General features: G+C 48.2%; 10 protein-coding genes, 1 pseudogene and 2 CRISPR repeat arrays. Of the genes and pseudogenes, 8 read left to right on the top strand and 3 right to left on the bottom strand.

Annotated features, from left to right (window positions below):
• Positions 1-37: 37 nt before the first annotated feature.
• From MKX64_RS05495 to MKX64_RS05470, 6 genes are all read left to right on the top strand, one after another.
• A complete protein-coding gene (locus MKX64_RS05495; protein WP_155618270.1) occupies positions 38-1,111 on the top strand; it encodes a saccharopine dehydrogenase NADP-binding domain-containing protein in 1,074 nt (357 codons plus the stop codon).
• A gap of 325 nt (positions 1,112-1,436) precedes the next feature.
• Positions 1,437-2,468, top strand: coding sequence for a WXG100 family type VII secretion target (locus MKX64_RS05490; RefSeq protein ID WP_341035482.1), 1,032 nt, complete (start codon positions 1,437-1,439; stop codon positions 2,466-2,468).
• 20 nt (positions 2,469-2,488) lie between these two features.
• The gene (locus tag MKX64_RS05485; protein ID WP_095265603.1) at positions 2,489-2,962 is read left to right on the top strand and encodes a DUF5381 family protein; all 474 of its coding nucleotides are present in this window, start codon (positions 2,489-2,491) and stop codon (positions 2,960-2,962) included.
• A 23-nt stretch (positions 2,963-2,985) separates the two neighbouring features.
• Positions 2,986-3,795 carry a hypothetical protein gene (locus MKX64_RS05480; protein ID WP_341035481.1) on the top strand — a complete coding sequence of 270 codons (810 nt, stop codon included), beginning with the start codon at positions 2,986-2,988 and terminating at the stop codon, positions 3,793-3,795.
• 248 nt (positions 3,796-4,043) lie between these two features.
• Positions 4,044-5,369 (top strand): outer membrane protein assembly factor BamB family protein, encoded by a 1,326-nt coding sequence (locus MKX64_RS05475; RefSeq protein ID WP_341035480.1) that lies wholly within the window; start codon positions 4,044-4,046, stop codon positions 5,367-5,369.
• A gap of 205 nt (positions 5,370-5,574) precedes the next feature.
• Complete coding sequence (locus tag MKX64_RS05470; protein WP_341035479.1) at positions 5,575-6,801, top strand: RtcB family protein; 1,227 nt, start codon at positions 5,575-5,577, stop codon at positions 6,799-6,801.
• 287 nt (positions 6,802-7,088) lie between these two features.
• Positions 7,089-7,583: a CRISPR direct-repeat array (repeat unit 32 nt; unit sequence GTCGCACTCTATGTGAGTGCGTGGATTGAAAT).
• A 57-nt stretch (positions 7,584-7,640) separates the two neighbouring features.
• On the opposite strand, the pseudogene MKX64_RS05465 reads toward MKX64_RS05470, so the two are convergent.
• Positions 7,641-8,510 (bottom strand): annotated as a pseudogene (locus tag MKX64_RS05465) (IS3 family transposase); the annotation flags it as partial.
• A 14-nt stretch (positions 8,511-8,524) separates the two neighbouring features.
• Positions 8,525-8,815 (bottom strand): transposase, encoded by a 291-nt coding sequence (locus tag MKX64_RS05460; RefSeq protein ID WP_155619201.1) that lies wholly within the window; start codon positions 8,813-8,815, stop codon positions 8,525-8,527.
• A 115-nt stretch (positions 8,816-8,930) separates the two neighbouring features.
• A CRISPR array of direct repeats spans positions 8,931-9,910; the repeat unit is 32 nt; unit sequence GTCGCACTCTATGTGAGTGCGTGGATTGAAAT.
• Between the two features lie 407 nt (positions 9,911-10,317).
• On the opposite strand from MKX64_RS05460, the gene MKX64_RS05455 reads away from it, so the two are divergent.
• On the top strand, positions 10,318-12,315 hold the full coding sequence (locus MKX64_RS05455; RefSeq protein WP_341035478.1) for a methyl-accepting chemotaxis protein: 1,998 nt from the start codon (positions 10,318-10,320) through the stop codon (positions 12,313-12,315).
• 102 nt (positions 12,316-12,417) lie between these two features.
• On the opposite strand, the gene MKX64_RS05450 is transcribed toward MKX64_RS05455, so the two are convergent.
• Positions 12,418-13,317, bottom strand: coding sequence for a phosphotransferase (locus tag MKX64_RS05450; protein WP_341035477.1), 900 nt, complete (start codon positions 13,315-13,317; stop codon positions 12,418-12,420).
• 360 nt (positions 13,318-13,677) lie between these two features.
• Between MKX64_RS05450 and MKX64_RS05445 the strand changes: the two genes are divergently transcribed.
• Positions 13,678-14,418, top strand: a complete 741-nt coding sequence (locus MKX64_RS05445; protein WP_095265594.1) for a hypothetical protein — start codon at positions 13,678-13,680, stop codon at positions 14,416-14,418.
• Positions 14,419-14,425: the final 7 nt, after the last annotated feature.

The raw sequence follows: 14,425 nt of genomic DNA, 5'->3' as shown, positions 1-14,425 counted from the left end.
TGCGCGATAGCAAGGGATCTGGGAGGGAGGGGTCATCATGACAACAATCATGGTGGTTGGAGCATCCGGTGCTCTTGGTAAATTGGTATGTGGTGAATTGCTAAGAATTTTTAACAACCAAATCAAGCTCATCGTTACGGATTATAAGACGGATAGAGGAACAAGGCTGGCAGATTCCTTTCATGGCGATGTTCAGTTTCAATATTTAGATGTGAACGATGAGGATCGCGTGGAGCGAGTCCTTAGAAACGTGGATGTGGCGGTGGTTGTACTGAAGCAGAAAACCCCTTATATCCAAAAAGTGTGCATTCATAATAAAATCCTGTGCATTGACGCAACTCCATTTTATGACTTTGTACAGCAAGTGATTGAGCTACATCATAGTGCGGTAGACCACAAGGTGGGTTCGGTTGTGATGTCTGGCTTCTTCCCCGGGTTATCAGGCTTAATGATACAAAAGGCGATTTCGGATTTTCAAGAGGTTCAAGAGATTAACGTTGCCCTATTGCAAAATAAAAATGCCAAAGCCGGGATATCCGGCGTTCTGGATATGTTAAGAATCATTGCTCAACCTGTAGTTTATCCTAATAAGGTCGTACCCGGTTTTACCCAAAAAAGAACCATGTATTTCTTAAATTACAACAAGGAACAAGAGGTAAGACTCATCGAGCACTCAGAGAAAAATCTAATCCGAAATCGATTAACAGCCTCCCTTATAAATTATTACACCTCTTGGAATGGGAGCGGCTTCAATAAACTGATCTCGATGCTGAAAAGGATGGGTGTGATTCAGAAAATACATAAAATCAATCATAAATGGCTATCTAAGGCAGTCCAGCATAACCCTAAAGAACGTGAGGATGCTTATCTTACGGTTGAGGTTAAGGGGAAGGATCGCAACCGCAACCAGGAGCGGGTTAGAACTTTAGCTTTATCTACGTTTTCTGACTATCATACAACAGCTATAGTGACCGCCTCGTTAGCCAAGATTGCGCTGCATAAAGACGTGCAGGGAGTGGTTTGTCCTTTTGAAATGACAGATTTAGATGAGTTGTTGTCCGTGATGAACTGTCCCGACATTAGCATAAATGAAATTGTGAAAATGAAATGAAAACTCACCTATAAAACGACAAAAGAACGATTTGAGAGGAGCTATATCCTACGCCGGTCTGAACGGAGTCGTTCGCTTTTCGCTTCTATAATATAGAAGCACTACACCCTCCCAAGCCACTGCTTTGGAGGGATTTGTCGTTCAGGGAGTGTTCCTTTCGTATCGAGGCAGCAGAACGTCCTTGTTTTTCCGTCATTAGGAGAAGATAGGTAGTGCCACGGGCCCATAAAATTTTTTGAGTATTCTGCTACTTGTTCCTTTTGTGAACAATGAAAACCTTAACTACAATAGTTACATTAATTTGTATATTGTTGAGGTGAATGCCATGGGCAGAATATTGGTCCCCCCGGAAAGACTTATGGAAATATCCCAACAATTCGCGCAGGCCAGGGAGATCGGGGTGCAGATTTGCAGTCACCTTACCCAACAGATTCAAATCCTTGAAAGCGGATGGGAAGGTACGACAAGACAACGATTTTATCAGAATTTCCAGCTGGCTCGCCAGCAAATGGATAATTTTACGGCTGCAGTGGGTTCAGTCAGCAAGGAATTAACTAATATTGTGCATCGTTTTACAGAGGCGGATTCCACGCAGGCTTCTTTGCAGGCCAGGGCGGCTGACGATCCATTTGATCAAGCCCATAACGTGTTAGACACCTCGCTTCGAACGAGAGATAATCTGGAAAAGTGGGGCACGCTCCTCTACAGCTCGGTGGGAGCTTCTCTGGTTCTGTCCAATACAGTTCGATTCAGAGTGGATCCGAGGGATCCGACTCGGGCGAAGATCCATAATGCGCCGTGGGTCAAAGGAAAGGGAAACAATAGATTCCTGAAAAATCTGGCCAGGAGCATTAACCGGCAGATTGTGAACCCGGGTCTGATCATGAAGGGCGTGAAGGGCTTTGATGCGGTAGCCAGCAAGCTCGGCCTTAATTTTGGGTTAGGCTTTAGCCAGGCCAAGAACTTTCCGCAATGGACAAGGCAGGTCATCGCGGGGGTAGAGAAGGGCAGATACGGGATCAAAACGAGTAAAATCCCAGGCATGATCGCCAAGAAAATATTCCCGATTAATGCCACCTTTAATGTGATCGGCGAGGCCTCCGGGCTGGTCAGCAAGCACCGTGACGGCAAGCTTAACGGCGAAGAGGTTGCTGTGGCCGCATCCAACGTCGTGGTGAAAACAGCGGTGACCTATGGCGGAGCTGTTCTCGGCGGGGCTGCCGGTGCGGCGATTGCAGGTCCGGTTGGCGCTGCTGTCGGTTCCTATATAGGCGGCACATTGGGGGCCTTTGCCGGTGATGCTGTAGCTGGATTTGCGGAGAAGGGTGTCCGCTGGGTTAGCGGGCTGTTTAAATAAAATCAGGAAGGCGCTAGATGATGAACACAATCTCTTATCGGAAGTCGGTAGCTTGGGGCAAGGCGCTTGGCAGCTTGCTGTTTGTGCTGGCATGTCTGTTTTTGCTGTACGCGGCTTTTTTTATGGATACTTCCATGATTCGCAAGTTTTTTTGCATCACGTCGGCCATCATCGGGATTCCGTTCTTTGGAGGTTATTTCGTGGCCTGCCTCCCCAGAGCGCTGAGCTCCAGCACGGCTGTGCTGACCTACGATGATCACTCCATTTCAGATGGTACGCGCACCGTGGCATGGACAGAAATATCAAGAGTCAGCTATAAAGGGCCCTCCATTCGCAAATGGCTGGTTCCGCAGTTTCCTGAGCTGATTTTTCATTTGACCAATAGAGACACCTGGAAAGTAAACACGTATTACTTGATCACCGATTCGGAAATTCAGTCCGTCATGAAGCAGCTGCGCGGACTTATTAGCCGCAACGGAAAAGATACGAAATAGATCTTAATTGGAGGATTGCTTACATGAGCGAGCATACCTATATATTCTCATTGGAAGAGCTCGGGTACGCTTTGGCCGTTCATCAAGGGGAGGAAGCGGCGGCAGGACTGATGAAGGCGTATTATGGCGATTTGCCGGAGGAGAGCTGGGAGCTGCTGTTCCAGGCTGCTACGCATAGCTTGATGGCCAAAGGATTTATCGAGCAGCTGGATGAAGAGCAAGGAGAAGTGAAATTCACGCCTGAAATCGAGCAGATGATTCAACATTTGCTGCACAGCAGTTATATGCTCAGAGGTGTTAAGGAACGCAAAACAAGCCAAACGTTAACGATTCATGAGCTTCGTCAGAAGTATTTATATCACTTGTCGGATAACAACGTCCTGCATTTTCTCTCCTGGACGGAGCCTGCGGATTGGGGAGAGGAGCTGGTGCGCTTATATGGAGCAGACCCGGCAGCTGCGGGCACTAACTTACCCGAATCCAAGGCGGTGGTCACTGAGGCGATATGGAACGGGCTCACATCCGGGAAAGTCTCTGCCTCTTCGTTACCTGACGCGCTTACACCCGATCAGGAGCAGTTGATTGATAAGTGGCAGCAGGATTTTCAGGCAAATGGCGGGACAATGGACAATGTAAGCATCCTGAGATTGGGCAGAGGGAACGAGATGGCGATCGAGAATATTCTGTTCCTTCTACCGGCGGATGAAGGGATGTGGGTTGTGCGTAATATGGCAGCAGACAGGAACGCGGAACCACAGATTAGCATTGAGCTGCAATCCGGCCCAGCCTGCCGAAAGACGCTGAGCGCTTTTGCCGAAGAACTAATTACCTGAACTGGGTGAAGATATAGGAACATCGGACTAGCAACGATGAAGCAGAAGATACCCTTGCAGCCTCGGCCTGCAGGGGTTGTTTGGCTTTCCGGCCTTAGGGATACCTGGCACAAGAGGGGATTACGTATGGACAAGAGGGATAGAACTATGGAATTATTTTCATAGTAGCCCTGCAACCTTTTCCAGTGTCTGATCGTTTTTACAGGAGAGAGCAAGAAGATTTCCACAATGTAGGAGGTTAACCATTCATGAAACAACGATTAAATCGAAATAAAATGGTCCCAGTGCTTCTGGCGGCTGCCGTAGTGTTGTCTGCCACTTCGATACCTTACAGTGAAGTCCACGCCAAAACTTCCGCGCCTGCGGCCCATCAGAAGAGCAGTGCCAAGACGCTGAAGCCGGTATGGCAAAAAAATCTGGGAAGTCTGGACCAGCCTCAAATGGGCTATACATTCGATAAAGGTGTTGTCTATTATAATGCCGGCACTTCGCTATCTGCGGCGAATTTGAAGACAGGCAAGACGAAGTGGAGCTACAAATCCACCCCATCATCTGCACCTATAACAAATTTGGGGTATGTCTATTTCACGGACACGTCAGGCCGCATCCATAAGGTAAACGCGAAGACCGGCAAGAGCGCATGGGTTAAAAAAGCATATGCCGCGCCAAAGAGCGGAAAGGGATATGAACCGAGTAGCATCGACTACTATAGCGGTATGCTGATCCTTAGCGATGCTTATGGCTTGACCGCTTATGACACCAAGACCGGCAAGTTGAAATGGAAAACCGAGCGCAAAGGAAATTCCAGCTATAACATCGAAATGATGAACGGCCTGCTGTTGGCCAGCTCCACCGTTAGCGGCGCGATCACGACAACCCAATTGCACGCCATTAGCGCGTATACGGGGCAGATCAAATGGACTTACAACGGCAACTTCCAGGACCTGCTGCAGACGGGTCCGGAGCTTCATATCCTGAGATATAATAACGGCATTGATAATGGATATGCCCTCACGATTGATGTGCTTGAATATTCCACTGGCAAAATGTTAAACACGCTGGAGTACCAGCCGGTGCCGTTTGTAGAAATGGAATCTGCAAAAAAGGTGGCGTCCGCGTTTGATCATTACTTCTTTACTCAGAATACGCAGGACAACGGGGGGCAGCTGGCGGTCGTACCGCATCAGGCACCGAACTATTCATCCGCTGTGAAGACTTACCAATATGATGCTGTCATCACCCAGATGGAACTCTCAGACAGCAAAGACAGCACGATCGTGATGAGTCTGGCTGATGGCCGAATAGTTCTGAAGAATGTGAAGACCGGCAAAGATAAGGTAACGTCATATCCTTCGAAAATAAGCCGTTTTGATATTCTGGAGAACGTCGTTGTCATCGGGCTTGCGGATGGACGTCTGGTGCTGAAGGACATCAGAACCGGCAAGGATGTCGCCACCTACAAGCTTGGTTCAGGAGATTTCCTTGAGACCACGCGCACGATTCGTGACGAGCTGCTGATCCAGACCGGCGGCAAACTGTACTATGTTCCGCTTCCGGCAAGCCTGAAATCTTAATTCGTGAAGAAGGATATCTGGTGAAGCAATTCCGTTGGGATTTCATGGAAACAGGCCGCTTTCCATTCGAGCCGTGAGGCAGGATGGAGGCGGTCTGTTATTGCGTTATGTTCGGATGACGCTGCAATATGATATATAAAAGGATGTGGCCCCTTTTTAGCCAGGGGATGAGAGAAGATGAGCAGGAGTAGGAGCTGAAAGATACATGGCATATCAACAGATAGACGGTGTCCGTGTCTGGGGGACGCCTGACGAAGGGGCGCTTGCCCAAGCCAAGAGGTGTGCGAAGACCGGCAATGTCGTGCAGACGTTGCTGATGGCGGATCATCATAAAGGCTACAGCCAGCCGATCGGAGGGGTGATAGCGTATGACGGGCAGATCTCGCCCTCCGGGGTAGGCTATGATATTGCATGCGGGAATAAGGCAGTCCGTACCGGCCTGCTGGCCGATGAGATCATGCCTAAGTTGAACATAATCATGGATGAGATATCCCGCAGGGTCTCTTTCGGGATCGGCCGCGTGAATCATGAACGGGTGGATCATGAGCTCTTCGATGATCCGGATTGGGCGGTTTATAAGGCGATAGGTACGCAGGAACACGACAAGCTGAAAGCCCTGGCACAGAGCCAGCTTGGCACGGTGGGGAGCGGAAACCATTTTGTCGATATATTCGAAGAAGTCGGGACAGGCCGCGTCTGGGTGTCGAATCATTTTGGCAGCCGGGGATTCGGACATAAGACAGCGAGCGGCTTCATCAACCTTGCCGCCGGCAGGCCGTTTCTTGCGAACGCTCCCGGCGAGAAGATGGATCAGCCGCCGGTACTGCTGGATCTGAGCAGCGAGCTGGGCGACATGTATTACCGGGCGATGAAGCTGGCCGGACGCTACGCGTATGCGGGCAGGGATTATGTGATCCAGCAGGTGCTGGACATTCTGGGAACGGACGCGAATCTTGAAGTGCATAATCATCACAACTTCGCCTGGATTGAGCAGCACAGCGGCAAAGAAGTGGTGGTCGTCCGCAAGGGAGCAACGCCGTCTGCACCGGGGCAGGTTGGTTTTATCGGCGGCAGTATGGGGGATATCTCCGTGATCGTTAGAGGCAAGGATAGCGAAGAGAACCGGGAGGCTTATTACAGCACCGTTCATGGGGCTGGCCGGATCATGAGCCGCACCCAGGCGGCAGGCCGAATGAACTGGAAGACTCGCAAGCGCAGCGGCGGTCAAATTACGACAGAACAAATGCACAAGGCTGTTCGGGATTTCGGTGTTGAACTGCGTGGTGCGGGGACAGACGAGAGCCCTTACGTATATCGAAAGCTTCAGGACGTGCTGGATGCACATGCAGAGACCATCGAAGTCCTGCATGTATTGAAGCCAATCGGTGTGTGCATGGCCGGAGCGGATGAATTCGATCCTTATAAGGATTAAGGGCATGTGGCGAGAAAGCAAACCGGGAAATTCATTATGGATGTCATTGATGTAAAATAAAATGAAATCGAATGAGATTACAGCAGTTTATACCATAATACAGATGAACGGCAGGCCTGGTGCGAACCCCAAGCGAACATGAAATCCCTGGGAGGTTCGCACCTCGCGTCCCACAAGGACTCCCGGCGATTTAAGTGGAAAATATGCTCATTTTATAGTACTTTAAAAAGAGGTTCGCACTATTGCTCTTAAGAAGCGTTACTGCATAAGGGGTTATAAGGTGGGCTGTCGCACTCTATGTGAGTGCGTGGATTGAAATTTTCCCACCTCAATGATCCATGTTATACATTATAGTCGCACTCTATGTGAGTGCGTGGATTGAAATATAAAGTGTTGCTCCCTGGTGAAATTGATGACCGTCGCACTCTATGTGAGTGCGTGGATTGAAATGGAGCTGGCGTTTTCCTCCATCCGGCGCTCTTCCTTGTCGCACTCTATGTGAGTGCGTGGATTGAAATTCGATATACTGCAATAGCTCCACACAGGCTTCAGGTCGCACTCTATGTGAGTGCGTGGATTGAAATATCTTTGCGTTTGTGGTGGTGGCCTATGCGGATGTCGCACTCTATGTGAGTGCGTGGATTGAAATATAGATTCAATATTCACCCCGGTCCTTCAATTTTGTCGCACTCTATGTGAGTGCGTGGATTGAAATCTCACTATAGGTTCTATGGCCGCTATCGCTACGACGTCGCACTCTATGTGAGTGCGTGGATTGAAATACAATGGAGTTGTCAAAAAAAGTGCAGTTTGAAAACACACTCATGAGAACCCCATGATTAAGCTGCCTGTGACAGCATTCTTTCGCGATAAATAGCTGGGGGCCAGCCCCCTGGATTAGAGGTGTACACCCTCTGTCTGTTGTAATAGACCATGATGTATCGGAAGATAATCGATTTCATATAGGCCATCGGGTATTGCTCGGTTTTGATCTTATATAGCTTTTCTTTCTTTAGCGTAGCAAAGAAGCTTTCCATTCTTGCGTTGTCATAGCAGCGCCCTGTGCCGCTCATGCTTTGAACGACATCTCGTTTAGCCAGACACGCTCGGAATGCATGGCTCGTGAACTGGCTGCCTCGGTCGCTGTGATAAATCATTCCACGAGCATTTCTGGCCTTGCAGGCGTTCTCAAAAGCTTGGATGCAGAGTTCCTTGCGCATGTTGTCATCCATGGCCAGACCCACGATCTCTCCATTGAAACAGTCCAATACGGCGGACACATACACCTTACCGTCTAAACAAGGCACTTCTGTGATATCCGATAACCACTTCTGGTTGGGCGCTGAGGCGCTGAAGTCTCTCTGAATCAGGTTCTCGCTCTTTTGAGCTGTCGCATCCTCACGTGTAATGCCGTTTGGATGACGCCTCACTTTCTTCAGCAGACCGTGCTTCTTCATGATGCGATAGACGGTGCTATAGCTGGTCACGATCTCTTTTTGCGCTAGAGCCAGCCTAATCCGCTGGGCGCCGTAATTACTGTTGTCTTCATATTCTTCGATGATTTCTTTGATTTTGACCAGAAGGCGTTCTTGCCGCTCTCGTTTGGGTGTGGGCTTCAAGCTGCGGTAATAGCCTGATTCGCTGACAGCAAGTACTTTGCACATCTCCTTGACGGTCCATCGATCCCGTCGTTCACGGATGTAACCATAGAGCTGGCATGCTTTTACCGCTTCCGGTCTTTTGCGAAAAAACCAAGTGCATCCTTGAGAATTTCATTCGCACGACGCAACTCGCTGTTTTCTCTTTCTAATTCGATTTCACGCGCAGTCTTATTGGTAGATGCATAAGCGCGTCCACTTCCGATATGCGCTCCATCACCGTGCAGGGTTCTTCGTTTCCTCCAGTCCTGCAAGGTGTGGTAGGCTACGCCCAACTGCTCGGCGGCTTTCTTGGGCCCGATCTCATCGCTTAACCTTACCGCTTCTTCTTTGAATGTTTTGTCGTACCGATTCATTCTCGCTCATCCCCTCATTAGCTTTCATTTTATTTCATACGAGGGTGTTTTTCGACTGCATTTTTATCGTAGCACTCCACAACTTAACACAAGAAATAAAAGCCGTGTCATCTCAAGTCGCACTCTATGTGAGTGCGTGGATTGAAATCGAAGTGTCTATTGCGCCATGCCAATTTGTTGCGGTCGCACTCTATGTGAGTGCGTGGATTGAAATAAGGTAGGACCCCCATCATCGTTTGAAGATCAAAGTCGCACTCTATGTGAGTGCGTGGATTGAAATTTCCACCATCCGAAGCAGGAGCCGTCTCCCTCGTGCGTCGCACTCTATGTGAGTGCGTGGATTGAAATTGAAAAATATTAAATGCAACGAAGTATAGCATCACGTCGCACTCTATGTGAGTGCGTGGATTGAAATAACGCCCGTATTATCTACTTGCTCGGATGATTGTTGGTCGCACTCTATGTGAGTGCGTGGATTGAAATCGAATGATCTCCTTTTTGATACTTGGTTAAATTTACGTCGCACTCTATGTGAGTGCGTGGATTGAAATATTACGTCGTCTCCTTTAACGCGAAAATAACCTCGTCGCACTCTATGTGAGTGCGTGGATTGAAATCGTCCTTGAGTACCTTTGGTCGGTCGCCCGCTTCGATAGTCGCACTCTATGTGAGTGCGTGGATTGAAATCCACAACGCTTGTGCGGCAGCTTTATAATCCTTTGCGTCGCACTCTATGTGAGTGCGTGGATTGAAATGTCCATCGTCCACCAATCCCAAAATACTAATTGGAGGTGTCGCACTCTATGTGAGTGCGTGGATTGAAATACCCATATCAGGAGGATGAATCCCATATGACAACTGTCGCACTCTATGTGAGTGCGTGGATTGAAATCTGCCGATGCGCCTGGAACCCTACCAGGAGCGCCCGCTGTCGCACTCTATGTGAGTGCGTGGATTGAAATCTGCGCTGCGCCCAATTGTTTTTCGGCGTTTGATGTCGCACTCTATGTGAGTGCGTGGATTGAAATTGCACCAAGTCGGAGGCGTAAATGTCGCTTCCAAAGTCGCACTCTATGTGAGTGCGTGGATTGAAAAGATATATCCGTATTGTGTCCACTGTGCCAGTGCTTGACGCACTCTATGAGTGCGTCAATTGAAATTCCACTAGTGTATCCGCGGAGATAACCATGATGCGTGCGGATTCCCTATGAATGCGTGGATTCATACTCCGCTCCTTCCATCTCCTGAGGCGCACACCATTACAACAATCGGCTCCTGCCCAGGGCCGATTGATTTTTCTAATGTCCCTCCGCTCCAGAGCAAGCGGAGGGCTTTTTGTCTTCCCGAATTCATACACTTCCACTTCTCATCTGTTAATGGAATTCCCCCGCCACCAAAATTGTTTCATTATGCAACAATCATCTATAATCCATTGATCGGTTTTTGCCGATAAAACTCAAGTGAGTAGCAAAAAACAACAAATGAATTTCGGAGGGGTTAGATTGCGCAACAAGAAATGGACAAAATTTTCTTTTAAGGAATGGAACCGATACGGCAACAAGCTCATACTGTCTTTTTTAGTCATTCTGTTAGTGCCAAGCTCGGTGATCGCCTTCACTACCTACACAAGCGTTAAAGGAATGATAGACACACGCTTGCTCGACACGGCTCAGAACAATGTTCAGATGGCGGAGGAATCGATTGACCAGTTTATGTCTGCACAGATGGAGAACATCGACTTTTTATCTCAGGCGATCGCAGCTGGCCGCATTAAAGACGACCATGATCCCGACATCAGACAGCTGCTTGACCGGATTCAATCCTCGAAAGAGGATGTGGAGCAGACCTATGTAGGGACGAGTACCGGCGATTTCATGAACTCGCCAACCACATTCCAGAACCCGCCGGATTACGATCCGCGCCAGCGACCTTGGTATCAATCTGCTATGGAGAATCAGGGGCAGATCATCATCACAGACCCTTACATCTCCCAATCTTCCGGGCAGGTGGTAGTTACTGTCGCCAAGGCAACAGCTGATGAGCGCGGCGTTGTAGCTGTCAATCTTAAACTGGAGAGTTTAACCGAACTGATCGGAAATATTAAGATTGGAGAGAAGGGTTACATTTTCCTGTTGGATCAGAACAACCACATCATCAGCCACCCGACGGTGCAAGCAGGTGAGCCACTGAGCGGCGAGTTTCTTGAGGAGATCAATCGCTCGACCTCCGGCGGATTCAACTATAAGGCTGACGGGGAAGAGCTGAAATATGCCTTCCATACGAATGGAACGACAGGGTGGAAGATCGTTGCCAGCATGGCGCAATCCGAGGTGACGAATGAAGTCAACCCGATTATGTTCACGATGGGAATTGTTATTCTCGTTGCGATTGCCGGAGGCGGCCTGCTGATTGTTTTCATGATTCGAAGCATGACCAAACCGATTCATGCCCTTGTACAGGCAGCTGAGAAAATGAGCCAGGGAGACCTGAGCCATCCTATTGATCTGAAACGCGGGGATGAGCTAGGCACGCTGGCGCTGGCTTTTAATCATATGCGAAAGAACTTGAGCCATCTGATCTTGCAGATTCGGGACAAGTCACTGACACTCGCGGCTTCATCCGAGCAATTAACGGCAAGTACGGAGCAGAACACGCTGGCGAGTGAGCATGTGTCGGCATCCATTCAGGAGATGACGGCTGAAATCGAAGGACAGGCACACCGTATAGAAGAAAGCTCCAGAATGGCTGGTGAAATGTCAGCGTCGATTGGCCACATTTCCTCTAGCGCAGCCGAAGCTTCTTCCACAGCTGCCCGTGCCGTTACCGTGATTCAGGAAGGCAACGAGGCGATTGCGACCACCGTGGAGCAGATGCATGATATTAAGAATACGGTGTCTGATCTCTCCGAAAGTATTCAGGGGCTGGGAAGGTTCTCCCAAGAGATCAGTCAGATTGTCGATGTGATCACAGATATCGCAGGTCAGACCAATCTGTTAGCATTGAATGCGTCAATTGAGGCGGCACGAGCAGGCGAAGGCGGCAAAGGCTTTGCGGTGGTGGCCAGTGAAGTGCGCAAGCTGGCGGAGCAATCCACGCGATCTGCCGAACAAATTCGCGACATGATCACGACGATCCAGTCGGTGACGACGAAAGCTGTTGATTCGATGAATGCCGGAACAGCAGAAGTAGATAAAGGAATTGAGGTCGTGAACCATGCCGGGGAATCGTTTAAAAACATTACGGGCTATGTTCATTCCATTACGGACCAGATCAACGAAATTACCGGAAAAATCGCAGATATATCTGCCGGAACAGAGCAGTTTGTGCTAACTTTCCAGAACGTGGCCGAGGTTGCCGATTCCACAGCAGGTGCAGCACAGACCGTTTCTGCCTCGACGGAGGAGCAGCTGGCTTCGCTGGAGGAAATTAAAGGATCGGCGAGCTCACTGACCGAGATGGCGGAGGAGATGCAACAGCTTGTTGAACAATTCAAGCTATAAATGGTGTCCATCTACACAGATGAGTGGACAGTGATCTGAGAAGCTGGGCAGCTTTAGTACGGTAACCTTACCGGCTAAAGCTGCTTTCTTTTTTCAAAAAAATTACGGCTGTTGAAGGAAATGAGCATCGATGATGCTATCCAGTTGATTTTTTCTAGACAACGTTAAATTTACATACTGAAGGGTGCGCTCGTTCATCCCGTGATGGATCAATAGAGCCATCATACCTCTTGTAAACCATAAGTTGAAATTCTCTTTAAGAACGTTCCAATGAAATGGCTCAAAAATAGAGCTATAACCGTTTCTGAAATCAGTTAAGGAAGCCATGATCTTATCCTCCTGATTCCAGTCCAGAGCGGATGAAATCGCGGCACTGATGTCAAAATGATGGTTCCCTTTTCTGACTTCACCAAAGTCGATAATATACATTTTGTTATGATTAAATAGCAGATTCCATATTCCTAAGTCTCCATGGATATAGCAGTTGTTATCATGATTGTATGTTGTACACTGCTGAAACAAGGCTAACAATTGCGGTTTGTATTCCATGTTATCGAATTCATCCAGTTGGATGAGCTCCGTCCACATGTGTTCTAAAGCAAACCGGTCATTCTGTTCATAGATGCCCGGAATGCTCTGGGTTGCAGAATGAAATAGAGCGATTGTTTTACCTAGATTATAGAAATGGATATCGCTGTTATTTACCTTATGATGCTCGACGTAGAATTGCAGGTTATATACAGCTTCCTGATCTTTAATGTAAGGCTGGTTGTCATTACTTAACAGGATCGTGGGGGATATGGCGTGCTCTTGTAGCGCTGTGGATATCCGGAATTCAGTGATGGCTTGCTCCGTATCTCTCAGCTTTCTCACAATATATTTGTTATCCATAGTAACCACCAATCTTGCATTGGAGGTATTCCCTGTGCTTATTTCCTTAATCTCAATAACTGGCGTAATGGGATAGTAGTCATGAAGTCTTCTAAAATCAAAACAATCCAAATGCTTCCCTCCTAGTTCTGTTGTAAATTCACAGTAAGCTCTTGCCTAAAGTGGTGTTCTCCGTCATAGATCATCATTCCTTCTTGAAGTATACGCATTGTGGTACAGATTGTGGAGCACTCGGAGAGTCGAATGTGTCTTTGAGAACATATACAGGACTAATTTCATAGTTGAGATATTCAACGATTCCAGGATGATGACAAGAAAAACGTAAAAAAATATCGAATATTTCCTGATTTTTTTAATTCCTGGGCCAAATGGGGTAAAGTTTTGGAGGTCTTTTGACCGATGATAATAGTTAGGGGTCTTTTTTGCCTATTACATACTTAAATTAATGGGAATATATAGGAGTTGATATTTTTGGCCAGGGATACGGATAAACGAGGCATGGTGTGGTTTAAGAACGCTCTCTCGAAGCCTGAGAAGCAGGATGAGGTTATCCAGGAGGGCACCGCGGCGGAGGAGACCCAGGCAGAGCCTGCTCTTTCAGCTGAATCCGGGCACACTCCCGACGAAGGGGGGAACGGCGTGTTTTCCAAAGACCATCAGGACAAGATCAGCCTGGATGTCATCGTATCCATTGAGAACATTCTCAAGGATCGGCAGCTGCTGACTTACAAGAACAAGGGCCTGGAGGAGCAGCTGGCCGCTGCCAATGAAGCGATTAGCCGCTACAAGCACGAGCAGATCAAGAAAGACCAGCTGATCCAGGAGAAGAGCAAGGAAATTCGCGAATTGGAAAATGTCCTGACCAACAAGCAGATGAGCTATGATCAGCTTCTCGAGGATTACAAGGAATATCAGCTTACCTCTAACCTGGCTTATGAGAAGCTGTCCAGCCAACTGGAGACCGAAATTGCCAAGTACAACAAGCTCCAAGAGGAGACAACGAACACCCAATATCAGAACATGCTCAAAATCAATGCTCTCGAAGACAAAATCAGAGCGCTGGAAATTGAGAACCAGAAGTATGCGGAGCAGTACCGGAACATCGTGGATGAGAAGGCTAAGCTCATGCAGACCATTACCGATTTTACCGAGAAAATGTCCTTCTCCTTCACGCCAAAAGGGGCAACCTCCCCGAAATCAAGCGATGAATAAGACATTT

Origin of the sequence: Paenibacillus sp. FSL M8-0334, assembly GCF_038000405.1 — a bacterium.
Lineage (GTDB): Bacteria > Bacillota > Bacilli > Paenibacillales > Paenibacillaceae > Paenibacillus_AQ > Paenibacillus_AQ campinasensis.
This window is presented reverse-complemented; position numbering and strand designations above follow the sequence as displayed.